General features: G+C 45.1%; 18 protein-coding genes. 7 read left to right on the top strand and 11 right to left on the bottom strand.

Annotation, left to right across the window (positions count from 1 at the left end):
• The first annotated feature begins 207 nt into the window (after positions 1–207).
• The 7 genes from EP181_RS00090 (at position 208) to EP181_RS00060 (ending at position 11,556) form a co-directional block, all read left to right on the top strand.
• The gene (locus EP181_RS00090) at positions 208–2,139 is read left to right on the top strand and encodes a GGDEF domain-containing protein (RefSeq protein WP_127469834.1); all 1,932 of its coding nucleotides are present in this window, start codon (positions 208–210) and stop codon (positions 2,137–2,139) included.
• Between the two features lie 63 nt (positions 2,140–2,202).
• Entirely contained in the window at positions 2,203–4,284 is a 2,082-nt protein-coding gene (locus EP181_RS00085) for a M3 family metallopeptidase (RefSeq protein WP_127469833.1), read from the top strand.
• A gap of 36 nt (positions 4,285–4,320) precedes the next feature.
• Positions 4,321–5,265, top strand: coding sequence for an MFS transporter (locus EP181_RS00080; RefSeq protein WP_172959647.1), 945 nt, complete (start codon positions 4,321–4,323; stop codon positions 5,263–5,265).
• Positions 5,247–5,666: a hypothetical protein gene (locus tag EP181_RS00075; RefSeq protein ID WP_127469831.1), complete on the top strand. Its 420-nt coding sequence runs from the start codon at positions 5,247–5,249 to the stop codon at positions 5,664–5,666. The genes EP181_RS00080 and EP181_RS00075 overlap by 19 nt, the downstream gene beginning before the upstream one ends.
• Before the next feature lie 85 nt (positions 5,667–5,751).
• Entirely contained in the window at positions 5,752–6,801 is a 1,050-nt protein-coding gene (locus EP181_RS00070; protein WP_127469830.1) for a cytochrome-c peroxidase, read from the top strand.
• Positions 6,802–6,818: 17 nt separating this feature from the next.
• Positions 6,819–8,837: a methyl-accepting chemotaxis protein gene (locus tag EP181_RS00065; RefSeq protein ID WP_172959646.1), complete on the top strand. Its 2,019-nt coding sequence runs from the start codon at positions 6,819–6,821 to the stop codon at positions 8,835–8,837.
• 502 nt (positions 8,838–9,339) lie between these two features.
• Positions 9,340–11,556, top strand: coding sequence for an AMP-binding protein (locus tag EP181_RS00060; protein WP_127469828.1), 2,217 nt, complete (start codon positions 9,340–9,342; stop codon positions 11,554–11,556).
• Between the two features lie 69 nt (positions 11,557–11,625).
• Here the strand turns inward: EP181_RS00060 and EP181_RS00055 are convergent, their stop codons facing one another.
• The 11 genes from EP181_RS00055 to dnaA form a co-directional block, all read right to left on the bottom strand.
• Entirely contained in the window at positions 11,626–13,482 is a 1,857-nt protein-coding gene (locus EP181_RS00055; protein ID WP_172959645.1) for a BatD family protein, read from the bottom strand.
• Positions 13,483–13,829: 347 nt separating this feature from the next.
• The gene (locus EP181_RS00050; RefSeq protein ID WP_127469826.1) at positions 13,830–15,506 is read right to left on the bottom strand and encodes a VWA domain-containing protein; all 1,677 of its coding nucleotides are present in this window, start codon (positions 15,504–15,506) and stop codon (positions 13,830–13,832) included.
• A 1-nt stretch (position 15,507) separates the two neighbouring features.
• Positions 15,508–16,563, bottom strand: a complete 1,056-nt coding sequence (locus EP181_RS00045) for a VWA domain-containing protein (protein ID WP_127469825.1) — start codon at positions 16,561–16,563, stop codon at positions 15,508–15,510.
• On the bottom strand, positions 16,560–17,075 hold the full coding sequence (locus EP181_RS00040) for a DUF4381 domain-containing protein (protein ID WP_127469824.1): 516 nt from the start codon (positions 17,073–17,075) through the stop codon (positions 16,560–16,562). Before EP181_RS00040 ends, EP181_RS00045 begins: the two co-directional genes overlap by 4 nt.
• 3 nt (positions 17,076–17,078) lie before the next feature.
• Positions 17,079–18,011, bottom strand: coding sequence for a DUF58 domain-containing protein (locus EP181_RS00035; RefSeq protein ID WP_127469823.1), 933 nt, complete (start codon positions 18,009–18,011; stop codon positions 17,079–17,081).
• A gap of 28 nt (positions 18,012–18,039) precedes the next feature.
• Positions 18,040–19,020, bottom strand: a complete 981-nt coding sequence (locus EP181_RS00030) for an AAA family ATPase (protein WP_127471712.1) — start codon at positions 19,018–19,020, stop codon at positions 18,040–18,042.
• 175 nt (positions 19,021–19,195) lie between these two features.
• On the bottom strand, positions 19,196–20,191 hold the full coding sequence (gene cmoB / locus EP181_RS00025) for a tRNA 5-methoxyuridine(34)/uridine 5-oxyacetic acid(34) synthase CmoB (protein WP_127469822.1): 996 nt from the start codon (positions 20,189–20,191) through the stop codon (positions 19,196–19,198).
• A 97-nt stretch (positions 20,192–20,288) separates the two neighbouring features.
• On the bottom strand, positions 20,289–21,395 hold the full coding sequence (gene recF, locus EP181_RS00020; protein ID WP_127469821.1) for a DNA replication/repair protein RecF: 1,107 nt from the start codon (positions 21,393–21,395) through the stop codon (positions 20,289–20,291).
• A gap of 6 nt (positions 21,396–21,401) precedes the next feature.
• On the bottom strand, positions 21,402–22,295 hold the full coding sequence (locus EP181_RS00015) for a cation diffusion facilitator family transporter (RefSeq protein ID WP_127469820.1): 894 nt from the start codon (positions 22,293–22,295) through the stop codon (positions 21,402–21,404).
• Positions 22,296–22,347: 52 nt separating this feature from the next.
• Positions 22,348–23,457, bottom strand: a complete 1,110-nt coding sequence (dnaN, locus tag EP181_RS00010; RefSeq protein WP_127469819.1) for a DNA polymerase III subunit beta — start codon at positions 23,455–23,457, stop codon at positions 22,348–22,350.
• 31 nt (positions 23,458–23,488) lie between these two features.
• Positions 23,489–24,886, bottom strand: a complete 1,398-nt coding sequence (gene dnaA, locus EP181_RS00005) for a chromosomal replication initiator protein DnaA (RefSeq protein WP_172959749.1) — start codon at positions 24,884–24,886, stop codon at positions 23,489–23,491.
• Positions 24,887–25,002 lie beyond the last annotated feature (116 nt).

Raw genomic sequence — 25,002 nt, 5'->3', positions numbered from 1 at the left:
CCGCACCGTTTTAACCCAAAGGGCATGTTTATTTAACTTGGGGTTAATAAAGGTGCTCAAAAAGGGTGCAAAGGTCTCTATAATTTTCTATCAAATATTTAGTAAATATCAAGTAAATGTCCAGTAAATCACCTTGGTGGGTGATTTTGCTCTTTTTGACCAAGCGGTACACTGTCTTTTACCATCATCAAGATAAGTGATACTGCCGTGATTCAGCAAGCTGGGCGTTATAAAATGATGCTGTGCAGTTTATTAGTTTTACTGCCGGCGCTTTATTTTGGGTTTAACATTTTTGAGTTAAACCAACAAACTCGTCTAAATCAAACGCTGTATCAGCAAGTTACCGAAAAAACACAGCAACACATTCACCAGCAGTTACAAGAACAACAAAATTATGCGTTAATGTTGGCGTTAAATTTAGCCAAACAGATGGATTATTACAATCAAACCGTTAATCAGACGGCCAACTTAATATCTTATTCACCCCTTGACCAACCCGCTGTTGAGGGTCTTAAAATTCCCAGTGATTTTCATCATTTTATCCGCCAAATTCAGCCTGAATCGGCAAGCCGAGCGGTTTGTTTTCAAATTTTAAACGTGCAAGGTCAGGTTTTATATCGTTCAAATCCGTTGTTATTTCAACACACCTCAGCCATCGAAACCTGGGAGTGGCAGGGACTTATTAGACTTGCAAAGCCTTTAGTTAAGGTAGAGGATGGGTTTAATTTGCCTATTTTAAGATCTATTGTTCCTATTTTTGTGGCGAATGAACTTATGGGGTTTATTGAGGTTATTTGTCTTCTTAACACGCTTAATCAAGTGGTTATAAACAAAAAACCCTTAGAGTTTATCAATCACTCTTTGATTACTTTAATTCCCCACCTTAATGACGAAAGCACTGAAACAATTTTATTCAATCCAGAGCATCAAGCACAACAAACAACAGACTCTTTAAACGTGAATCATTTGCCAAAAAAAATCTTACAAACTTGGTTGCACGATGTAACCACACCAGTGATTTGGCAAGATTATTTGGTGGTGCGTTATCCCATAAACACCATAAACTCAAACATAAAACAAGATGTAAACAGTCGCTTAACCAGCCCATTAAACTTACAGTTTAATGGTTGGATTTTGGCTTTTTTACCTTTGTGGGCGTTAGAAGGTGATGATGGATTAGACACTTTTGAGCACGTGCAAGATAGTTTAAATCAGGTAAGAAATGGTTTAATTTTACTTGTTCTTTTTGCAGCAATAGGTTGGGTTTTGTATAAACAAAAACAATTTTATCGGGGTGTGATTAATCAAGAACAAGAGGTGGTAATTATTACCAATGGCAAAGAACTTTTAGAGGCTAATAAAGCCTTTTTTAACTATTTTAATGCGCCCATGAATTTAAAAAAGTTTAAAAAAACTTACGGTTGTATTGGTCATTTATTTATGGATGAACCAGGGTATTTAAACCCTAATGACCATTCTAAAAACTGGTTAGAAACCTTGTTAACACATCCACAAACATCGTATAAAGTTAAGTTGCTTTTGCAAGATCAGCCCCGAATTTTTGATATTAAAGCCAACACAATAGATTCTGATCCAAGTTTGGCGGTGGTGGTCTTAAACGATGTGACTGAAAATGAAAAACTCCATCAGCAATTAATAAAAAATGCCTTAAAAGATGATTTAACCGGTATTGGCAATCGTCGTCAGTTTAATGCTCACCTTAACGAGCGAATAGAGGACGCTAAACGTTATCATTCGTTGTTAAGTTTGATTATGTTTGACATTGATTTTTTTAAACGTGTAAATGACGATTTTGGCCACGATGCAGGCGATATGGTCTTAAAAAAAATGACTCAAATTATCAGTCAGCATTTGCGTGAAACAGACGGTTTTTATCGAATTGGTGGAGAGGAGTTTGCTATTTTGCTTACTCATCAAACCCTTGAGCAGTCGGTTCAGGTGGCGCAAAAACTTAGACACGCCATTGAGGAGAGTGATTTTTTACCCGTACCAAATTTAACCATTAGCTTAGGGGTGGTGCAATTTTCTCAGCAAAGTGAACAAGCCTTTTTTAAACAAGCCGATAACGCTTTATACAAAGCAAAAGAGGCAGGTCGTAATCAAGTTAAAATGGCTTAATGATGCGTTGAGCACGGGATTGGTTATAATAAGTGCTTTCCACTTATTGTAAAGATGTCTGTCATGAACACTGCACTTAACGCTTTAAACTCTAATAACGTTTTAAATTCCAATCCTTTACTAAACGTAGCGGGCTTGCCGGTGTTTAAGGCGTTTCACGTGGAACACATTGAGCCGGCGGTGCAGCAATTATTGACCGACAACCGCGCGCAAATTGCGCATATTGTGGCGTTAAGCGATGCACCAACCTGGCAAAACTTTATTGAGCCCTTAGAGGTGTTAGACAATCATTTTGAACGCGTTTGGGGGCCGGTTGGCCATTTGGATGCGGTGAATAATAGCGATGATTGGCATAAAGCCTATACCACTTGTTTGGAGCTTGTGACCGCGTACCATAGCGAAGTCGGTCAAAATGCCGGTTTATACGCTAAATTTAAAGCGTTAGCCGACAGCGCGGAATTTACGCATTACAGCTTGGCGCAAAAAAAGGTCATACAAAACGCGTTACGTAACTTTAAGTTGAGTGGCATCGCCTTGCAACCGGCACAGCAGCTTGAGTATCAACGCATTAAACAACAGTTGTCGCAACTGAGCAGTGCGTTTGGTAACCACGTTTTAAAATCTACCCAGGCCTGGTCAAAGTCTATTTTAGACCCAGTCGAGCTGGCCGGTTTACCGTCCAGTGCGTTGGGGTTGTTGGCGCAATTGGCGCAGCAAAAAGGCCAAGAAGGTTGGTGTGTTACTCTGGATTTTCCCTCTTATTTGGCGGTCATGACGCACGCCGATAATCGAGCATTACGCGCCCAAGTCTACCAAGCGTTTGTAACCCGCGCGTCAGAGTGCGCCGAAAATACCGAGTTTGATAACACCGCGCATATTGCGCAAATTAGAGCGTTACGCCATGAATTAGCTTTGCTATTGGATTTTGCCAATTACGCCGAGTATTCGTTGGCCACTAAAATGGCCGGAAACACGCAAACGGTGCTGGGCTTTTTGCGTGATTTGGCCAAGCGTTCTAAACCGCAAGCCCAGGCTGAATTGGCCAACTTACAAACGTTTGCCAAAACCCATTTGGGGTTGGACACCTTGCAACCGTGGGATGTAACCTACGCGTCTGAAAAATTAAAAACTCAAACTCTGTCGTTATCGCAAGAGGTGTTGCGGCCGTATTTTCCGGTCGAGGCGGTGTTAAAGGGTTTGTTTAGCATTACGCAAACCCTGTTTGACGTGCGCATTGTGGCCAAAACCGGTGCATCGACGTGGCACGAAGACGTGCAGTTTTTTGAATTGTTTAACGCCAATAATCAGCTCATTGGCCAGTTTTATTTGGATTTATACGCGCGCCAAAACAAACGTGGCGGGGCATGGATGGATTCGGCCATTACCCGCTGGCGTCATCCTAACGGTCAATTGCAATCGCCCGTGGCCTATTTGGTGTGCAACTTTACCCCGCCGATTGGTTCTGACCAGGCCTGCTTAACTCACGATGAAGTCACTACTTTATTTCATGAGTTTGGTCATGGCATTCATCATTTGTTTACCGAGATGGAGCATTTGGATATTTCGGGCATCAACGGCGTGCCGTGGGACGCGGTTGAGCTGCCGTCGCAATTTATGGAAAACTTTTGTTGGGAGCGTGAAGGATTGGATTTAATTTCATCGCATGTTGAAACCCAGCAACCTTTGCCCGAAGAGCTGTTTTTGGCGCTTAAACAAAGTCGTGGTTTTCAGTCGGCGATGGCGATGTTACGTCAGGTTGAATTTTCTTTGGTCGATTTTGAACTGCACGCCTTTTATGACCCGAATGCGGTGGAGTCGTTAGAATCGCTTATCGGACGGATTCGAGCCGAAGTGGCGGTGTTACAGCCGCCAGCGTTTAGCAGAACCTTGCACAGTTTTAGCCATATTTTTGCCGGTGGTTATGCGGCGGGCTACTTTAGTTATAAGTGGGCCGAGGTGCTGTCGGCCGACGCATTTGGTTTATTTGAAGAGACCGGCGTGCTAAACCCGGATACGGGCGCGCGCTTTAAAAACAGTATTTTGGCGGCCGGCGGTTCGGTAGACCCGATGGTGCTGTTTAAAGCCTTTAGAGGCCGTGAACCGCACATTGATGCATTGCTGCGTCACAGCGGCATTGCGGCTTAGTGGCAGGGTTATTTAATGGCTACTCAGTAAATATTTGTGTCAGTTCACGCGCCCAATAAGGCCTTTAATGGCTCTGCAAACAGCTCGTTATTAGCGCCCAAAACGTCTTTTTTTGCTCTATTTTGGGTGCAGTTTTTGGGGGCTTTTAACGACAATCTGTTTAAAAATGCTTTGGTGATGCTCATCGCCTTTAAATTAACCACCGACAACAGCGGCTTGCTGATTACCTTAGCCGCTGGCCTGTTTATCTTGCCATTTTTTCTGTTTTCATCTCTCGCGGGTCAATTGGCCGACCGCTATCCCAAAGCCTGGTTATTGCAAAAAATCAAATTGGCCGAAGTGCTGATTATGAGTCTAGGCGCGTGGGCGTTGTGGATGCAACATTTAGAAGGTCTATTAATCGTACTGTTTTTAATGGGCGCACAATCGGCTTTTTTTGGGCCGCTAAAATACGCGATTCTGCCAGAAATATTGCCCAATCAACAATTATTACAAGGCAATGGCTTGATCAGCGGTTCGACGTTTATTGCGATTTTATTGGGCACTATTTTAGGTGGCTTGGGTGTGTTATTAGAGCACGGTTTGGCTTTAATGGCTGGCACAGTCATGCTGGTGGCTCTGTTAGGCTATGGCGCGAGTGTAAGACTTTTGGTGTTAAGTCGTCGTGGGGCTAAGTTGCCTGTGCAAAACCCCAGCGTGGCCGTTGAGCTTAATATTATTAAAAGCACTTGGACAATGGTGGCATTGAGTCGCAGTCATCGGCAGGCTTTTTGGGCGGTGTTGGCTATTTCGTGGTTTTGGTTTATGGGTGCGGTGTTGCTGAGTCAGTTTCCCACCTTGGTAAAAACTCATTTAATAAGCGACGATGGCGTGGTCGTGGCGTTTTTAACACTGTTTTCGGTGGGCGTTGCGGTGGGTTCGGGTTTGATGGTTTGGCTGTTAAAAGGTCAAGTTACCTTAAAATGGCACGCATTTTGTTAATGGGTTTGTCTGTTGCATTGGCGCTGTTGGTGGCGGTGATCGCCGGTTATGTGCCAACGACTCAAAACAGCTTATACAATTTTAGCCAATTTATTCAACATGGCTATAACATCTTAAGTTTAGGTTTGCTGTTTGTTTTAGCGGTGTTTGGTGGTGCGTATATTGTCCCTCTTTATACGCTATTACAAATAAAAACTCCGCAACAACACCGTGCTAGAATGATGGCCACCAACAACATCCTTAACGCGTTATTTATGGTTGTGGCCTCGGTGCTATTGATGGTTGGTTTTGCCAATGAGGTGAGTTTGTTAACGCAATTACTGATTATGGCCTTACTCAATTTAGTGGTGGCGGGAGTTTTTATAAAAAAACCACAAAGTCACGAAGACACGAAGTTTTAAGATAATAAACTTTTCATTGCTAAATTTTCACTTTATATGGCAATATGCGTAATTAAGTCTTAATCAATCCTTAAGGAAATTCACCATGAAATCGTCAATCTTAAAACTAGGCGTTGTTTGTCTAGTTGTTCAAGGGTTAATTGGTTGCCAAAATACTGATATGGCTTATGTTGATTATCAAAAAACCGCTGAAGAACCTTATTTAATGACCTATGCAGTGAACTCTGCCAGAACCAAATACAATCAACCCCTTCCTAATTTAAAAGACCTCAATCTAAACCCTCAAAAAGTCAGCCTTGGTAACATGCTCTATCACGATACTCGCTTATCTGGTAATGGCAAACTTAACTGTGCAAGTTGTCATGGTTTGGCCATCGGAGGTGATGATAATATGCCCGTTGCTATCGGGATTGATGGTCAAATGGGGCCGATTAATTCCCCCACTGTCCTAAACTCTGGATTTAACTTTAAACAGTTTTGGGACGGTCGTGCAGCGAATCTTAGAAACCAAGCAGAAGGACCTGTGGCTAACCCCATAGAAATGGGAGCCGAATGGCCTCAGGTGGTTAAAAATATTCAATCCGTAAAAACCTATCAAACTCTTTTTAACACCCTCTATCCAGAACAAAGTATTTCTGTTTATACGATTACCGATGCCATTTCTGAGTTTGAGCGCAGTTTAATTACACCTGCCCCGATAGATGCTTATTTGAAAGGGGATGATAACGCTATCACCGCCAATCAAGCAAAGGGTTACAAGCTATTTCAAAGTTATGGCTGTGTAGCTTGCCATCAGGGTGTTAATTTTGGCGGCAATATGATGCAAAAGTTTGGCGCATTAGAGGCTTATTTTTCTGACAATAACGAAACGGAGGTTGATAAAGGTTTATTTAATGTGACTAAACAAGAAAAAGATAAAAATGTGTTCAAGGTTCCCACTTTGCGTAATGTTGAAGTCACTGCGCCTTATTTTCACAACGCAGGGGCAAAAAACTTAGATGAGGCAATCAATATTATGGGACTTAACCAATTGGGTCGCAAAATTCCTGATAATGAGCGCGCTTTAATAGCAGATTTCTTAACCACATTAACGGGTAAGCTGGAAACGCAAGCCATGCTAGCCCCTAAAGAATAATGTTAAAAGGCCTCAATATGAAAAATACATCAAACATGCTCTTATTAACCTTGATTGCAGCCATTATTATTGGTGTTATCAGTATTATCATCATCAAGCCCAATATTAATGCAAACCACCATGAAGCCTATATTAATGGTTATTCTAAGCTTGAAAACTACTTTTTAAGAACATCAGAAAATGCCTTTAAAGCAGGTCGTGGCGGGGTGGGGCATTATGATTTTTTACAAGCCAATTTAGTTAAACTTCAACGCTTTTCAAATGCATTAGTGTATGTACCTGAGTTTTTGGATAACCAAGTAAAACAAGTTTTACAGGCCAAAAATAAAGAAGTCATTAAATATGCTAACGAACTTGACTCTGATGTTATAGAGTTTATGCGTATAAACTCTTTGCTTAATAATTCTAGAACCTATTTGCCAGAACTGATCAGAATTCATAAAATTTCTGAGCAAACCATGTTAATGAAACAACTATTGACCCACCTTGAAGCACAAATGTTTCAATATATGTCAGGTAACGAAGCCATTCAAACTAAAGATATTTTAATTACCCTGGGAAGTATTGATAAATTTAAGCAAAACATTACACAATCCGATTACATTATTTTAAAAACACACATCAATTTAATTGTGGAATACCAACCTAAAGTCCACATTATTTTAGAAAAAATCAGTTCTTCAAAAATAGAAGACGCCATTCAAGAATCACACGATTTTTACAGTGGTGAATATTTCAAAGTAAATCACTTTATAGAAACCCTCTCTAACACTTTAATTGGTTTAGTTATCGCTATGCTGGTCTTGGTGACCCTTTTAATGTTACAAATTCGAGGGGCTTCAAAAAAAGCGCAAACCGCAAGCATCGATTTAGCAAGCAAGCTAAATGAACTTGATCAACAAAAAGCCATTGCCGACAGTAAAGTCATTGAAGCTGAAACCGCTCAAACTCAAGTTGCTAAACAACAAAAAGTGACTGAAGAAAACAGCCAAAAGCTGAATTTAGCAATTGCAGCTGTAAGTGAATTAATGACTCAAGTATCTAAAGGTAACTTTAGTGAACGTTTACCCAATGAAAGGTTTGAAGGGGATCTTAGTAAGCTTAAAGAGAGTGTGCATGCCACTCTAGATAGATTACAAGCCTATATGAAAGAAATGAGTTCAGTTTCTGACAACTTGGCACAGGGTAATTTATCGGTCAGAATTAAGGGCAATTATGAAGGAGAGTTAAATCAGGTAAAAGAAGCTTTGAATGGTTCATTAGATAATTTAGCAAAACTCATTCAACAGGTGGCTCAAGTTTCAACCCATATACAACAACAAATAGTGACTGTACGTGAAGACTCTGAAACGGTAGAACAAAGTTCTCATCAACAATCAAAGACCTTGCACAGTACTTTGCAGGCAGTTGAAGATACCACCGATAAAATTAAATCTAACACTCAAAACACCACTAAAGCGACTCAAATTACGGATGAACAAGTTATTGCCTTGAATGAAGGAATGGATGTCATGCAGCGCATGGTGAAAGCTATGGATGACATTAAAGAATCGTCTGGCAAGATTGTCGATATTATTAATTTAATTGACAGCATCGCTTTTCAAACCAATCTTTTGGCACTGAATGCGGCCGTAGAAGCGGCTAGAGCAGGGGAGCAGGGTAGGGGATTTGCAGTGGTCGCTGGTGAGGTTAGAAACCTGGCGGGTAAATCAGCCGAGGCCGCCAAAGAAATTTCAAAACTCATTTCAAACTCCAATGATAAGGTTAATAATGGCGTTACATTGGTGAATCATGTTAATCAGTCTTTAGAGTTGGTTAAACAAAAGGTTGAAACCTTGCAACAATCCGTTAATGCCATAAATCATGCCAGTATTGAACAGAGTCAGTCGGCGCAAAATATATCGCAAGCGGTCTCTCAAGCTGAAAATATCAGTCAGCATAATAGCCAAATGATTCAACGAACTGTTCAACAAATTAATATGGTGTCTGAGTCTGCCCAAGATTTAGAACAGGTTGTTAAGGCGTTTAAAGTTTAGATGAGATTGTTAAGGGCAAAATAATGCATTTATCGGTTTATTATTTTGCCAGGCTTGGTTATTTTGAGACCTTATCGAATGGAAATACATTGAACTTAGGGCTCATCTATTAAGATTGATTCTGTCAATCATAAGTAAATCAGATTAAGGCGTGAACGTGTAGCCGTGTCTAGTAGCTTCTTGGATTAAAGCCAATTGGCTGCAAAAAGCTAGATTTCTTGGCTCTTCATCAAACTCTTTATTGAGTTAATTTTTGCCCAGTTTTTCGTCAAATAGCGGGCTATTTTCCTCAAAATCGAACAAAACTGTTTTAAGCAAGGTTTGTTCGTTTCAGTCATTTTAATCTAACAGGTTGTTAGATAAATGAGCAGTTAATATTCAAAGGCCTCAAAGTAGTTGAATTTTTTTAAAAACTTCATGCCTTAGTGTTTTCGTGGTCAAAAATCACGTTTTCTATCCATAATACATATAAGGTTACGAAAAGAATCAAGAAGGAGTCGCAATGCAAAGGTTCGTTATATCGCTCGTTAAACCGCTGGTAAAAGGCGTATTAAAAATAGTCTATCGAGTCGAGGTTACCGGGCTTGAGCATTATTACACCGCACAACAAACTCAACAGCCGTTGTTGTTAATTGCCAATCACGTTTCACTGTTAGACGGGCCTTTGTTGGATCTTTTTATTCCGGGTAAGACCACGTTTATGATTGATGAGTCGCACACCAAAAAATGGTACGAGCGCGTTATTTTAAGCATGACTGATTTTTTTAAGGTGAACTTGCACAGTCCTTATGCGGCCAAACACATGATTGAAACCTTAAGAGAGGGTAAGCAATGCATGATTTTTCCGGAAGGGCGCATTACCACCACCGGTGGGTTAATGAAAATTTACGACGGTACGGCTTTGGTGGCGCAAAAAACCCAAGCGGCGGTGTTGCCTATTTACATTGGTGGGGCGGTGTACAGTCGGTTTTCGTATTTGGACGGCACTAAATTTGGCTTTATGAAACGTTTGTGGTTTCCAAAAATCACCTTAAATATTCAGCCAGCACGCACCCTTAATGCACCATTAGAACTTAAAGGCCACGCCAAACATCTCTATTTAAAACAGCAAATTACTCGTTTAATGCGCAACAGTATTTTTTACGGGTCGGTGCGTTCTGTGTCGTTGTATCAAGCTTTGGTGCACGCCAAACAGACCTTTCACGCCAATCAAGTGTCGGTAGAAGATGTTAAAAATCAGGCTTTAAGCCTTAAAAAAATCAATCAAGCCGCCATTATTTTAGGCAAACAACTCGATGTCATTCTTGCGGCAACCCTCGCGGCAAACCCAGAAAATGCATCACCAGGTCGGGTGAAACGTGTGGGCTTAATGTTGCCTAATGTGGCCGCCATGCCCGTGAGTTTTTTTGCGTTGCAAGCCTACGGCTACGTGCCGGCGATGATTAACTTTACTGCGGGGTCGCCCGCGATTGAATCGGCGTGTGACACCGCGCAATTAACCACCATTGTGACGTCACAGGCGTTTATAGAAGCGTTTGGATTGCACGATTTGGTGACCAGTTTAGCGCCTAAAGTGCAGTTTATCTATTTGGAAGAGGTGCGCGCACGCATTGGTTTGCGCCAAAAAATTGCCGGTCTGCTGACGCCTGCGCACCGTTTGCCGGGTTATGCACTTAACCCACAAAATGAGGCGGTGGTGCTGTTTACGTCGGGCTCGGAAGGTGTGCCCAAAGGCGTGGTTTTGTCGCATCATAATGTGGTGAGCAACATAGAACAAATTAGCGCCATGCTGACCTTATTGCCGGGCGAACAACTGTTAAACGCCCTGCCAACATTTCACTGTTTTGGGTTAACGGCCGGCATGTTGTGGCCTATTTTAAAGGGCGCTAAAGTGTTTTTATACCCGTCACCCGTGCATTACGCGGTGGTGCCCGAGATGAGTTATCAAACCAACGCCAAACTGATTTTTGGTACCGACACCTTTTTTAGCGGCTACGCACGCAAAGCCGATCCATACGATTTTTACAGTTTGCGCGCGATGGTTTCAGGTGCTGAACGCCTGCGTCCCGAAACGCGTGAACTGTTTGCCAGTCAATTTCATCAAGCCATTTACGAAGGTTACGGTGTGACCGAAACCACACCGGTACTGTCGGTTAATATTCCCACCGCGTTTAAAAATGGCTCGGTCGGGCAATTTGTACCCGGAATTGAACACCGTTTAGAACCGGTGGCCGGCATTAAAGAGGGCGGACAACTTTGGGTTAAAGGGCCTAATGTGATGTTGGGGTATTTGCTTGCCAATCAACCAGGCCTGTTGCAACCGCCGGTGGATGGCTGGCACGACACCGGCGACATTGTGCACGTGGACGACGACGGTTTTGTCTGGATTAAAGGCCGCGCCAAACGCTTTGCCAAAATTGGCGGTGAAATGGTGTCGTTGACGGCGGTTGAAAGTTACATTAACCAAGCCAGCCCGCACGGTCATCATGTGGTGGTGGCTGTGCCCGACGAGCGCAAAGGCGAGCAATTGGTGCTGGTCACCGACGACATTAGCCTAAGTCGCCAAACCGTGTTAGAAGCCGCCAAAGACAAAAAAGTCAGCGAGCTGATGGTACCCAAAAAAGTGATTTTAGTTGAAACCATACCACTGTTAGGCAGTGGTAAAACCAATTATCCAGCAGTGCAAAAAATTGCCGAACAGCATTTTAAACTTGAATAAGGTAACTTTATTGGTTTGACCAGGCCTGGTTAGTTTGTTGTGTTGCGTAGTTTTGCGTTTTTAGTTTTATTAATCGCTTTGGCCATACAGCTTTTTAAGCTGGCTGGGCGATGAGTTTAACGAGTTAGGTGAGTTGGTCTTGTTTGGTTTGTTTAGTTTTTTTGTAGTTTTAGTCCATTCTTTAAGCACCGCGCAAATTTTCTTTTGGCAATCGTTGTCCAAAGGCGCTTGATTGAATAGATGCGCCTCTAATGCGTTTATTAACACCGGTAATGAGGTGTTTAGCGTGCTGTTTTTAAACAAGGGTAAAGCGTTAAGTCTGGTTAAGTCGGTGATGCCATAGTCGTTTTGCAGGGTGTGGCGTAGGCGAGCGTAAAATAAATTGGGCGCTAACGTACACCAGTCAGATGACGTGTTGCGTTCTGTGTTTTGCGCCATTTCATACTGTAATGTATCCGTACCATCTGCTATTTTAGAGGGCTGTTTGTGGCTCAATTTTCGCCATAGCAACGCCCCTGCCACCAAGGTTACTCCCCATAAAATCAGCGCAAGCAACGCAATTATTTGCCAAAAGTCTATGGATTTGGCAGGGATAAGTGCATCGTCTTTTTTATCTACAGCGGCAGACGTGTCCGGTGTTGGATTGGTTTGAGTGTTGGTTTGTGCATTAATCGTTGTATCTTGAGCGGCGGGAATGGCTGTTTGAACCGTGTTTTTGGCCGGCAAAATGGTGATGGTTTTGGCCGGAATTGTGGCACTTTGCAGTTGATTAGTTTGAGTATTCCACCAGTTTAGACTGCGCTCGGGCAGGGTAAACGTTCCTGGCGCGGTAGCCATTAGCGTTTGCTGTACTTGCCATTGACTGCTGACACCATTAGCAGACACTTGGTTTTGAGTGCTGGGTTGTTCGGTGTAGATTTTAAGCGCCTCTGGCATGTTTGCGCGAAACAGTTGGGTTAGTTTTGTTGCATCAGGCAGTTGATTGGCTGTGAGTCCGTTGGCTTGTAAGGTTAAGGTGGTGTTAACTGTGTCGCCTACATAAAGTGTGTTGGGCAGGGTTGACCAGGCCTGGTCAAGCGTGATTTGACTGGCAGGCAACCAACTGTTTTGGGTGTTTTGCGCGTAACTTGGGGGTTCGGGTAAGACGTTTAAACTAAGCGGTTTGGCAAAGATTTGCACCTGCTTTTGTCTACCTTGCAACTGAATTTGACCATTAAACATGGGTGGGGCAATGTCAAGTTGACCACTTTTTTGGGGATGCAATGCGTAAACCCATTCGTACACAGTGTAGTTTTGGCCATTGAGTTGTTTGGTGTATACAGTTTGATCGCTTATTGGGGTTACTTGCGCATGGTTAAAGACCGGCGGTCTAATGCCTCCGTCTAGAAAACGGCCTTGGTAAAAAAAGCGCAGGGTATACAACACTTGTTGTTGAACGTAAACCTGGTTTTGACTGAGATCGGCGGTTAAGAAAAACGGTTCTAAGTTACTGTCAGCCGCTTTAGCGACGGGGCGCACGGTAAGAGTATAGGGTGTGCTGGTGACGTTTTCGATGCTTAGAGGCGGTACTTGTAGTTCGCCTATTTGTTTGGGAGTGAGTTGAATTTGCCAGCGGGTACTGGATTTAAAATCCCCGTTAATAATTTGAATATTGTTACTGCGTTGTTGCGTTAGCACCGTAAATTGATCTTCAAGCACGGTTAGATCTAAATGGGTGCCGGTGGTTTGAAAATCGGTTTCAACCACGAGCGTGATTACATCGCCCATTTCGATTACTTGGCGATCGGTTTGCACCGTAATGGTTTTAGCGTGGCTAAGCGGTGCAATGCTTAACAGTGCTACGGCTATCCATTGGCGTACTTTAAAGCGCAAATGGGCAGAGAAAATAACAGTATGCAGTCGGTTTATAACGGGTACAAATAGCATAAGTGGACTCTTTTGGCGGTGCATTTTATATTACCAATCTTTGGTGTTGGGTTTGGTGTGTGGCTGCGCGGTATTTTTTTGGGTTTGTTGTTGGTATTGATAATCAAATTTACGTTTTAAAAACAGCTCGGGTTGGTTAGGAATTTGCCTTAACCAGGCTTCGGTGGCTTGATTTTGTTCGGATTGTTGGCTTTTTTCAGCTTCATTTTTTGCATTGGATTGTTTTGAATCGTCGGCTAAAGATTGCGCTGGTAACTGCGCGGCGGCATTTTCATCGCTGGTTTGATTGTCGTTTAGGGTCTGTGCATCAGGTGTATCGGCGGTGGATTGACCCGTCTGCGGGTTTGCTAAGGTGTCGTCATCACCCTGGTTTGTGTTTTTGCTCTTATCATCGCCATCGTCTTTATTCTGACTATTTTCTGTGTTTGTGTCATCGTTTTTGTCACTGTTTTTTCGTCAGTGTCTTTAGCATCGTTGCTTTTTGGCTCGGGTTGCTGTTCAGACGTTGGCTTTGATGTCGGTTCGGATGTCGGCTCAGATTTTTGCTCAGGTGCTGTGCTGGGCGGTGTTGGCGCTGGTTTGTCTGCTGCTTGTTCTTGAGATTGTGTTTTAAGTAACTGCTCAACCAAGGCTAAATTGTCGGCGGCCTCTTTAAAATTGGGTTGCAGGCTTAAACTGGTTTGGTAAGCGGTTATGGCTGGGTCTAATTGACCCGCTTTGGCCAATGCATTGCCTTGATTAAACCAACCTTGCGCCGTGCTATCTTGCGCAAATAATTTAGCGGCTTGCTCAAATTGGCCTAAGCGATACAAACTGCTGGCGCGCCATTGTGGGTGTTCAAATTGCGCTTGGGCGGCTTCAAAATTTTGTTTTTGCCAGGCCTGGTAGGCTTGTTGGTCGGCCGATTTAAACACCTCGGTAAAGCTAGGTAACTCGGTTTGAGCAAAGGCGGTATTGGGCAGTGCGCTTAAACTCAAACCGCCAAAAATGGGCAAAAACAGGCTTAGACCTAGGCTAAAAATCCAGCCACGGCGATAGATGAGTGCGGCCAAAGGAATCAATAAAAACAGTAACGCACTGCCTTCGTCAAGCGGATGTTGTACGGTTTTGTTGTCTAAGTCTTTGGCGGCATCGGTTGGTTTTGTACCGGCACGGTGTGCGGGGCGCAAGGTTTGTATGTCGCGGTCGTTTAGCGTAAGTGGAGTGAGTTTGGCCTGGGTATTTTGCGCCAGTTGTTCGAGTTGTGTCCACGCCAGCGGAGGCAATACTACGTTGTTTTGGGCGTCTTTAAGCAGCCCAAAATTGGGAATATTTACCGCGCCACCCTTGTCTGTGCCCACGGCCAAGACACTGACTCTAAAAGATTGGCGATTAAGCCAATCGCTTAGGGGGGCGATTTGTTCGGGTTCTAAATCGTCGGTAATCCAAATAATATGCCCTTGTTGAACGTGTGCACCGTTTAACAGTGCTTTGGCGTGTTTAAATCCGTTAAGCGGGTCAGAGCCGTAACTGGGCATAATGGTGGGATCCAGAGCGGGCAGTAAGCCTAACAGCGTTTGATTGTCTTCAGAGATGGGCGCAAGCGTGTGAGTTGAGCCGGCGTATACCACCAAGCCAGTGGGTTGTTCTGGGTACAGCGTGAGCAGGTCGGTGAGCTTAAATTTTACACGTGTTAAACGATTGGGCGACACATCGTCGGCCAGCATGGACAGCGATAAATCCAGCAAAATCACGGTGCCTTGTTGGGATTTTTCGGCCGGAATTTCAACGGTTTTTAAGGTAGGTCCGGCCAGTGCCACTAACATTAACAACCAAAGCCCCCCCAAACCCATAAGCGCTATGTGGCCAAAACCGTCCAATCCGTTGGTTTGGTTGTTACCCAATAACAGCGTTCTAAACGGTGGGGCAATGACTTTATGCCATGCGCCTTGTTGGCGATGAGCTTGCCAGGCCTGCCAAAGTATCCAGGCCACCGGCAGAGCGCCTAAAAACCACCATGGACGTAAAAATTCGATGGCAAACATGTTAAGAACCTTGCTGTTTTTGGTGACGAAGATGGCCAAACGCTAAGATTAGGCTGAGCACAAACGCCGCACCCAATGGCCAAACATAGAGTTCGGTGCGAAGACGGTAGCTGTTGACTTGGTGTTCTACCGATTCGAGTTGATTAATTTCTTGATAAATTTGCGCCAGTTGTTGGGTGTCGTTGGCGTGATAAAAACGCCCTTGAGTGAGTTGGGCAATCTGTTCGAGTGTGGCAATGTCCATGTCGGTTTTACTGCCCAAAAAACGATCCAGTCCAGTGCGGTCAGTCATGCGACCTACGCCAATGGTGTAAATTTTAAGTCCTAGGGTTTGGGCTTTTTGCGCCGCCGCAATGGGTTCAACCGTGCCGGCGGTATTGGAGCCGTCGGTGAGTAAAATCAGCACCGCTTGGGTGTTTTGTTTTTGACGCAGGTGTTTAAGGGTTAAGCCAATAGCATCGCCAATGGCGGTGTTGTTACCGGCCATGCCAATTTGGGTTTCGGCTAATAGGGTGTTGAGCGTGGTCAAATCGTAAGTAAGTGGACTTTGCAAAAAGGCTTGCGTGCCAAACACAATTAAACCCATTCTATCCCCTTGGCGTTGCTCAATAAAATTAGCCACTACCGATTTTACCGCGGTGAGTCGGTCAACGTCGTCCCCGCCCAAATACATGTCAGCTTTTTGCATGGAGCCCGATAAATCGACCGCCAACATAAGCTCTTTACCGCTGATGTGAAATGGCGTGGGGGTTAAAAACCAAATAGGACGCAAGGCGGCAAGTATGAGTAAAAGCCATAAAATAATAAATCCTAGCGCAATTTTACCGTGACGTTGCGGTTGAATAAGTTGAGTTTGTTGCGGTAAATGTGCCTGCAAACGCGCCACAATATGGGGTGCCAATAGGGGGTGTTGTTTTTTTGGTACGGGTTTTAACAGGCTGCGAATTAACCACGGCAAGGGTAAAAACGCCAGCATCCAAGGGTATAAAAACTCAAAACTGTCCCAATGGTTTTGCACGTGGCTTATAAAGCTAAACACCTCGGTTACGCTGTTCATTGGTGGTGTCCTAAAATCCACTGTTTGGCGTAGTCGTGCCAAATAATCAAGGCCGCTTGGCTTTCAGTGGGGGATACAACAGGCTGATAGGCCAGGTTAAGGCACGCTAATAAGGTGGCGGGCGCTTTAATGTAATGGGCATTTTGATGCAAAAAATCACACCAGGCCTGGTCGGTTAATACGGCCACGGCGTGACGCCCATAGGCTGTGAGAGCCACTTGTTTAAGCAGACGATTAATGGCCGAGATTTTTTGATGTGCGTTTAAGCTCGAATCGTTATTAATGTTGCTTAATAAGCCCAGTGCTTCACGTCGATACGCATTACGTTTGTGGCGATCGGTAAAAAACCAAATTAGGCCAATAAGCATTGAAGCCACGCTAAAAATAAGCACCCACCAGCTAAACGCCAATGGCCACCAACCCACGGCCTGTGGCAACACAATGTCGTGCAACTGGCTAAGGACATTAAGCGATTCGGGCGTGAGCACAGGATTAGGGCTTGGATTTGACATGAGTTATTGAATCACTTTGTGTGCAAGCAAGGCGTGCAATGGATGGTCAGTGTTGGCAATTTGTATAAGCGGAATACCCAACGTAATACAGTGTGCTTGAGCCTCTTGCCAAGCGCGCACATAGCTGTCGGCGTAATCGGTGCGTGTGCTGTCTTTAAAACTGTTAAGACGCATGGGCGCGGTATCTGCATCGGGTGTTGCTTGTAAGCTTAACCAGCCCAGCTTGGGCAGGGATTGTTCTAATGGGTCAACAATGTGAATGGCCACCAGTTCGTTATGTCTTCGTAATTGGCTTAACAGTGTAAGGCTGGTCGTATTTAGGTTAAGCAAGTCGCCCACAAAAAAAATTTTGCTGCCGGGTTTAACCATTTGCGTTAATTTTTGCAGTGCGTTTTGCCAAAGAGAACTCGACACGGCCGCCGGAGCGTTGAGTTGGCTTTGCAGCTGAATGGCGTTTTGTAAACCGTGCATTAATGTCGTTGGTGAGTTTTTGGGGGCTTGCCAGGCCTGGTTAAGATGATTAAAGCTTAAACTGCCTACTTTATCGTGCTGCGCCAAAGCGACCCATCCTAAAATGGCGCAAATGTTAAGCGCCTGCACGGCTTTTAAGCGGGTTTGTGAGGCAAAAAACAGCGCTGGGGATTGTTCGCACACCAACAAAGTGGGGCGTTCGTGTTCTTCAATAAATACTTTGGTATGCGGTTTTTGGGTGCGCGCAGTAACCCGCCAATCCATATGGCGAATGTCGTCGCCTGGTTGGTATTGACGTACTTCACTAAAACTCATGCCTCGGCCTTTACGCAAGGCGTGATGGGTTCCGGTTTGTTGCGCTTGCAAGGCTTGATGCGCCACAAATTTTCGCGTTTTAACCTGAAATTGCCATGCCATTAAAGGTTCAAGCGTGCTGTAAAGTAGTTGGGGGTTGTCTGTGCTCATAACAGTGAACTTAATGTATTCAAGATGTTCATGTAACGGGCACGAGTTCTAAAATTTGATTAACCACATCGTCCACACTTAAACCTTGCGATTGCGCCTCAAAGTTAAGCAATAAACGGTGTCTAAACACATCGTGAATCACTGCGGTTACATCGTCAGGGTTAACGTAAGTGCGGCCGTTTAACCAAGCGTGAGCGCGCGCACCACGCGATAAAGCAATGGTGGCGCGTGGGCTTACGCCGTAGGCAATATGCTTGGCCAGTGTGTCGTTGTATTGTTGCGGTTGTCGGGTGGCCATAACCAATTCGACAATATAGGTTTTGATGGCTTGCGCCATGTGCAAATTTAAAATGGCGCGACGTGCGTCAAACAAAGACTCTTGGGCTATGGGCTCAAACTCATCTGGGCTCAGTGCGCGCGCTTCGTTTTCAACCAATTCTAAAATTTGGTGTTCGGCCTGTGCGTTAGGGTAGCCAATGTTAACGTGCAGCATAAAGCGGTCTAATTGCGCTTCTGGCAAGGCATACGTCCCTTCTTGCTCTAATGGATTTTGCGTGGCCATCACCATAAACAGTGGGTCTAACGACAAGGTGCGTTTGCCGACACTTATTTGACCTTCGGCCATGGCCTCAAGCAGCGCCGATTGCACTTTGGCGGGCGCGCGATTAATTTCATCGGCCAAAATAAGGTTGTGAAAAATTGGCCCCTTTTGAAACTCAAATTGACCCGTTTCGGGTCGATAAATGTCTGTACCGGTAATGTCCGAGGGCAATAAATCGGGGGTGAATTGAATGCGATGAAATTGGCCTTCGATGGATTGTGCCAAGACTTTAATGGCTTTGGTCTTGGCCAGGCCTGGTGGACCTTCTACCAATAAATGCCCGTCGGATAACAGCGCTATTAACAATCGTTGTGTTAAGTGCGGCTGGCCAATAATGTGTGCATTAACGTGCGCTTGCAAGGCCTGAAATCGTTGCACTAAAAAATCTGGGTGCGCGGGGTCAAGCATAACGGCTGTTTCAATTGCCTTTTTAGGGATTGTTTCTTTGTTTGGCTCAATGGGTTCAAACACGGTCTACTTCCTAGATATCATGCTGTGGTGTGGGTTAACAGCGGTTTAAGATGGTTAAAATCGTTTCACCAGGCCTGGTCAGTTGGTTTATATCGTGCAAAGGTCTCATTATTTACGCGACGGGCACATTGCACAACATCACCGCGCGTAAGGGGGCAGGATGGCCTTCAATGGTTAAGTTGTGGTCGTTTGGGTCTAAAAACGATTCTAACGAATTCCATTGCATCCAATCGGTGCTGCGTTGCTCGGCAGTGCTGGTTTGGTTTAAATCGACACAGCGCACGTTGCTAAAACCACAGCGCTCTAACCAGCGTGTGAGTTCGGGCACCGAAGGTAAAAACCAGACATTGCGCATTTGCGCATAGCGATCTTGGGGCACTAATAATTGCCCCTGTTTTTCGTCAATGACTAAGGTTTCCAGTACCAATTGGCCACCGGGTTTAAGTTGGGCTTTAAGCTCGTAAATATGGTCAATGGGCGAGCGTCGATGATACAAAACGCCCATTGAAAACACGGTATCAAAAAAACCGCCTTTGGGCGACACCGGCAGTTGCTCTAGGGTTAAGGGCAAAAAGTACGCGGGTTGTTGTTGGCCAATAAACTGTTTGAGCGCCAAAAATTGGCTCATAAACAGCAAGCTTGGGTCAACGCCAATGGCCAACCGAGCGCCTTGTCCCAACATGCGCCAGAGGTGATAGCCGCTGCCACAGCCAATGTCGAGCACCGCTTGGTCTTGCAAGGGGGCTAAATGCGGCAGCACACGATCCCATTTCCAATCCGAGTGCCATTCGGTGTCGATTTCAATATCAAACAACTTAAACGGCCCCTTACGCCAAGGGTGCAATGCACGCAATGCGGTTTCGAGTCGTTCATGTTGTTGGGGCGTTAAGGTCGTTGGGTCACCGGCACTTACCCAGGCCTGGTCAAGGGCGTGCGGCTGATGGCTCGGCAGTTGATTTAAGCTGTCCAACGCCGCCTGCCAACGCGGCAAATTGCCATTGCCATCGGGCAACAGTGCGGCGTCTATTAAGGCCGGTAATTGGCTCTGCCATTCGCTTAGTTTGGGGTCGTTAAGGTGTGGCCAAAAAGAAGTGTAGTGGTGTTTCACGTGAAACCTATCCGTAACAAATTAATGGCACTGATTATACGACGATTATTTCGTTATGAGCACGTGTTTTGCATTAGACCAGGCCTGGTCAATATAATCAAACAATCGCGCCATCGTGCAACGACCAAATTTGCGTGGTGTCGGGGTTAAGAATGGGAATCAGCGACTGCGCGGTGCTGGTGATGATGTGTTGAATATTCAGAATTTGCAACAGTTCAAGCAGTTTTAAGCGATGGGTGGCGTCTAGTTCGGCGGGCAGGTCGTCGATGAGCATGATAATGGGTTCTTGCACTACTTTTTCATGCAAACTGGCTTGCGCCAGTAGCAGGGCGCACACAAATAGTTTTTGTTGGCCGCGCGACAGCGTGTCTAAGGCTTCAGCCGCACCAAATTTAAAGCGAATGTCGGCACGGTGCGCGCCAAATTGAGTATGTCCCATGCGTAAGTCGGCGTCAAAACTTTGCTCAAACAAGCCAAGCAAATTGTCGCAACCTTTAGACCAGCCGGCACGGTATTGGCACTGCACCGTGGTGGTGAGTTCGGGCATTAAGGCTTGGCAAAAGGTCAGTAAATACGGGGTAAGTTGCGCCAAATAGTCTTGACGAATGGCGTCAATCGCCAGGGCATTGTCCACCACCGCACTGTCCCAAAGCTGAATTTGGGCTTTGGGTAAGCGGCGTTTTAAAGCGTGATTACGCTGTTTTAACGCCCGTTGGTAAGTTCGCCATACACCCGCAAATTCGGGGTGTTGATGAAAACAGCCCCAGTCCATAAATTGGCGACGCGCTTTAGGGCCTTCTTCTAACAAACGGTGGCTTTCGGGGGTGAGTAGTTGCACGGGCAATAAGCGCGCCAGTTCGGCTTGCGATTGCGTGGTTTCACCGTCCACTCGCAACGTGGTGTTGAGCGCACTTTTTTGCAATCCCAAGCGATGTGTTTTGGATGGGTTGTGATGAGAACTCGTACTAAAACTCGAACTCACCGCCGCAAACACCGTGCAATCGGTTTGCGTGTGCTCAATCAGTTGTTGAGGTTTAGCCGTTCTAAACGAACGCCCGGTGGCCAAGACCCAAATGGCTTCAATCAGCGAGGTTTTTCCGGCAGCATTGTCGCCCACAATTAAATTTAAACCGGGGCTTAAACTTAAATTAGCTTGATGGCAGTTGCGAAATTGTTGCACCGTCAGTTGGGTAATGTGAGTCATTAGGGCTTAGTTTTCGCCCCATGTGTGGTGCGATGGGTGATCTTTTAAGCTGACCGGTTCTTGGTGAATCATTACGTCCAAATTGCCAAAGGCGTTTTTAAGGCTTTTGGTGACGCGTTCGGCAATGGTGTGGCTCTGTTTTAAGGTTAAATCGTCGTCCAGCTCCAAATCAAATTGCACAAAGCGATTAGGGCCCGATTGATAGGTGCGCAAATCGTTGTAGCCTTTGACATCGGGCGTACTTAAAATAATGTGCTGAATTTGATTGCGCATGGCTTGTGGCAGTTCGCGATCCAGAAGTTGATTGGCCGATTCTTTAGCCAGCGACACCGCACTGTATAAAATCCAGCCGGCAATGACCAAGGCCAATACGGGGTCGAGCCATTTCAGGTGGCTTAAAAACAGCCCGGCAATAACCAATAAATTGGCCATAATGTCCGATACATAATGCAACGAGTCGGCTTTAATAGCGGTAGATTGGGTTTGCGCAATGACATAGCGTTGAAACGCCACCAGGCCTATGGTAAACACCAAAGACGATAACATAACCCACAAACCAATTTCGGGGTTTTGGATGGCTTGCGGGTTATACAGACGGTCGAGCGCGTAGAGCACCAAATACCCCGCCGAGCCAGCAATAAAGACACTTTGCGCCAGTGCGGCCAAAGGTTCGGCTTTGCCATGACCAAAACGATGCTCGTTGTCGGGGGGAACTTGGGCAATGTGAACGGCAATGACAATCATCACCGAGGCGGCAATGTCGAGGGCTGAATCGAGCAGTGAGGCCAAAATACTGGCCGAACCGGTTTGCGACCAAGCGTACACTTTTAGCAAAAGTAACAGCACCGCAATGGCCACCGAGGCGTAGGTGGCAATGCGAATAAGGCGATTTTTGGTCATAGTCGGTGTCTAAAAAGTCCGGAGCGTTTAAGGCGTGTGTAAAATTAACCTGCTACAAACGCATGGGCATAATGACGTGTTGGCAGGTAACGGTGTCAGAGTTGGCCTCTACCAAACAGCTGCTGTTGGAATCTTTAAGCAGCAAGGTCACCACGTCTTCTTGCATGGAATTAAGCACGTCTAGAATGTAACTGACGTTAAAGCCAATTTCCATTTCGGGGCCGTTGTAATCAATGGCCATGTCTTCGTGCGATTCGTCTTGTTCGCTGTTAGACGCGTCTACCGCCAATAAGTTTTGGCTTAAAATTAAGCGAATGCCCTTAAATTTATCGTTGGATAAAATGGAGGCGCGTTGCAATAAGCTGCGTAACAATTCGCGATCGGTTTGAATAAATTGATCGTTGTGCTGCGGAATAACCCGACGGTAATCGGGAAAACGTCCGTCGACTAATTTACAGGTAAATACGGTGTCTTCAAACTGAACGGTTAGATAGTTCTTGGCCAGTGAAAATTCAATCAGCGTGTCGTCGTCGCCAATCAGTTTGGCCAGCTCCATAACGCCTTTGCGTGGCAAAATGGCTTGGGTCGGTGTTAAGCCTTCGATGGCCAAATCGGTCGCACACGTTGATAAACGGTGACCGTCGGTGGCGACCACGCGCAGTGAATGACCACTGATGTCAAACAACATGCCGTTTAAATAAAAACGCACATCTTGACTGGCCATGGCAAAGCTCGAATGGGCAATAAGGTGTTTAAGCTGATGTTGCGACAACGAAAACGACAGTTCGGTTTGGGTTAAATCTAGGGTTGGAAAATCGTCGGCCGGTAAGGTGGACAATTTAAAGCGCGAACGCCCAGCCGACAGATTACAACGACTGTCTACAAACTCCATCACAATGGTTAAACCGTCGGGCAAAGAACGCACAATGTTAATGAGTTTCATGGCCGGTAGGGTAATGGCAAATTGGGCCACATCGGACGACTCTAACTCGGCTTGCGCGCGGGTTTCAATTTCTAAATCCGAGGCGGTAACGGTGAGCGTGTTGTTGGATACTTGAAACAGTAAGTTGCCTAAAATGGGCATGGTTTGGCGTTTTTCGACTACGCCACCGACGGTTTGCAGAACTTTTAAAAGGTTTTCACGCGTTAGACTGATTTTCATGCTAAATGCCTTTGTTGAACTCTATTGAACTCTAGTTGGTGATTATTCGTAATAAGCTGTTAAAGTCATCGTCAATACGATGATCGGTTTCGCGCAGTTCTTTAATTTTACGCACCGCGTGCAATACCGTGGTGTGGTCGCGGCCACCAAACGCATCGCCAATTTCGGGCAAACTGTGATTGGTGAGCTCTTTGGCAATGCCCATGGCCATCTGTCTAGGGCGCGCAATGTTACGTGTGCGGCGTTTAGACAAAATATCAGCCACTCGGATTTTATAATAATCGGCGACGGTTTTTTGGATGTTTTCGAGGGTGACCATTTTTTGTTGCAGTGCCAATAAGTCTTTTAACGCCTCTTTGACCAACTCTACGGTTAAGACTTGTTGAGTAAACTGGGCAAATGCGCCGACGCGTTTAAGCGCACCTTCTAAATCACGCACGTTGCCGCGCAGACGTTTGGCAATAAAAAAGGCGACTTCATCGGGCAACAACACGCCAAATTCTGAGGCTTTTTTAAGTAAAATCGCCACACGCATTTCAAACTCGGGCGGCTCAACCGCAATGGTTAATCCCCAGCCAAAACGCGATTTAAGACGATCTTCTAAGCCGTCCACCTCTTTTGGAAAACGATCACTGGTTAAAATAACCTGCTTATTGCCTTCTAACAGCGTGTTAAAGGTGTGAAAAAACTCTTCTTGCGACTGCTCTTTTTTGGCAAAAAATTGAATATCGTCAATTAACAGCGCGTCTAGCGAGCGATAAAAGCGTTTAAATTCGTCAATTTTATTGTGACGTAAGGCGTTAACCATGTCGGCCACAAAGCGTTCAGAGTGCAAATACACCACGCGCGCATCGGGTTTGTCTTTAATAAGCTGATTGCCAATGGCGTGCATTAAGTGGGTTTTACCCAAGCCTACGCCACCGTAAATAAAAAATGGGTTGTAACTGCCACCGGGATTTTCGGCCACTTGACGAGCGGCGGCGGCGGCCAATTGGTTGGCTTTACCTTCTACAAAGGTGTCAAAGGTAAACTTGGTGTTTAAGTTGTGCTTAATGCCGGTTTTGGTAGGTACGGCTCCTGGATTAGCCATGGCGATTTTTTGAATGGCCTGCTCGGTGGCATTGTGGCTGGGCATTTGCATGGCTTGCGGAACCATGGGTTGAGGTTCTTCTATATTTTCGATGCTGTAATCACCCACTTCTAGCTGCACTTTTGGGGTGTTAATGGGAGCGGCCAAACTAACAGCTTGTCGGATGTTATCCATTAACTTTTTGTTAACCCAGTCCAAAATAAAGGTAGAAGGCGCGAGCAGACGAATCAAAGACTCTTCTTCGATGGCTTGTAAGGGTCTTATCCAGGTGTGAAATTGCTGATCGTTTAAATCATTTTCTAAGTGTTTGAGGCTTTGAGCCCAGAGTGATGTCAAAATAGCTTCCTTAGGAAAATTAACTTGATTGCGGCTAAAAATAGGCCGGCACTAACAAGAAAATTTTAAAACACAAAATGAGGGGGAGTCTGTTGTAAGACTTTTAATGCGGCAGATTA

The sequence above is a fragment of the Thiomicrorhabdus aquaedulcis genome (genome assembly GCF_004001325.1).
GTDB classification, from domain to species: Bacteria; Pseudomonadota; Gammaproteobacteria; order Thiomicrospirales; family Thiomicrospiraceae; genus Thiomicrorhabdus; species Thiomicrorhabdus aquaedulcis.
The sequence above is the reverse complement of the archived record's forward strand: the minus strand, read 5'-3'. Positions and strand labels throughout refer to the sequence as shown.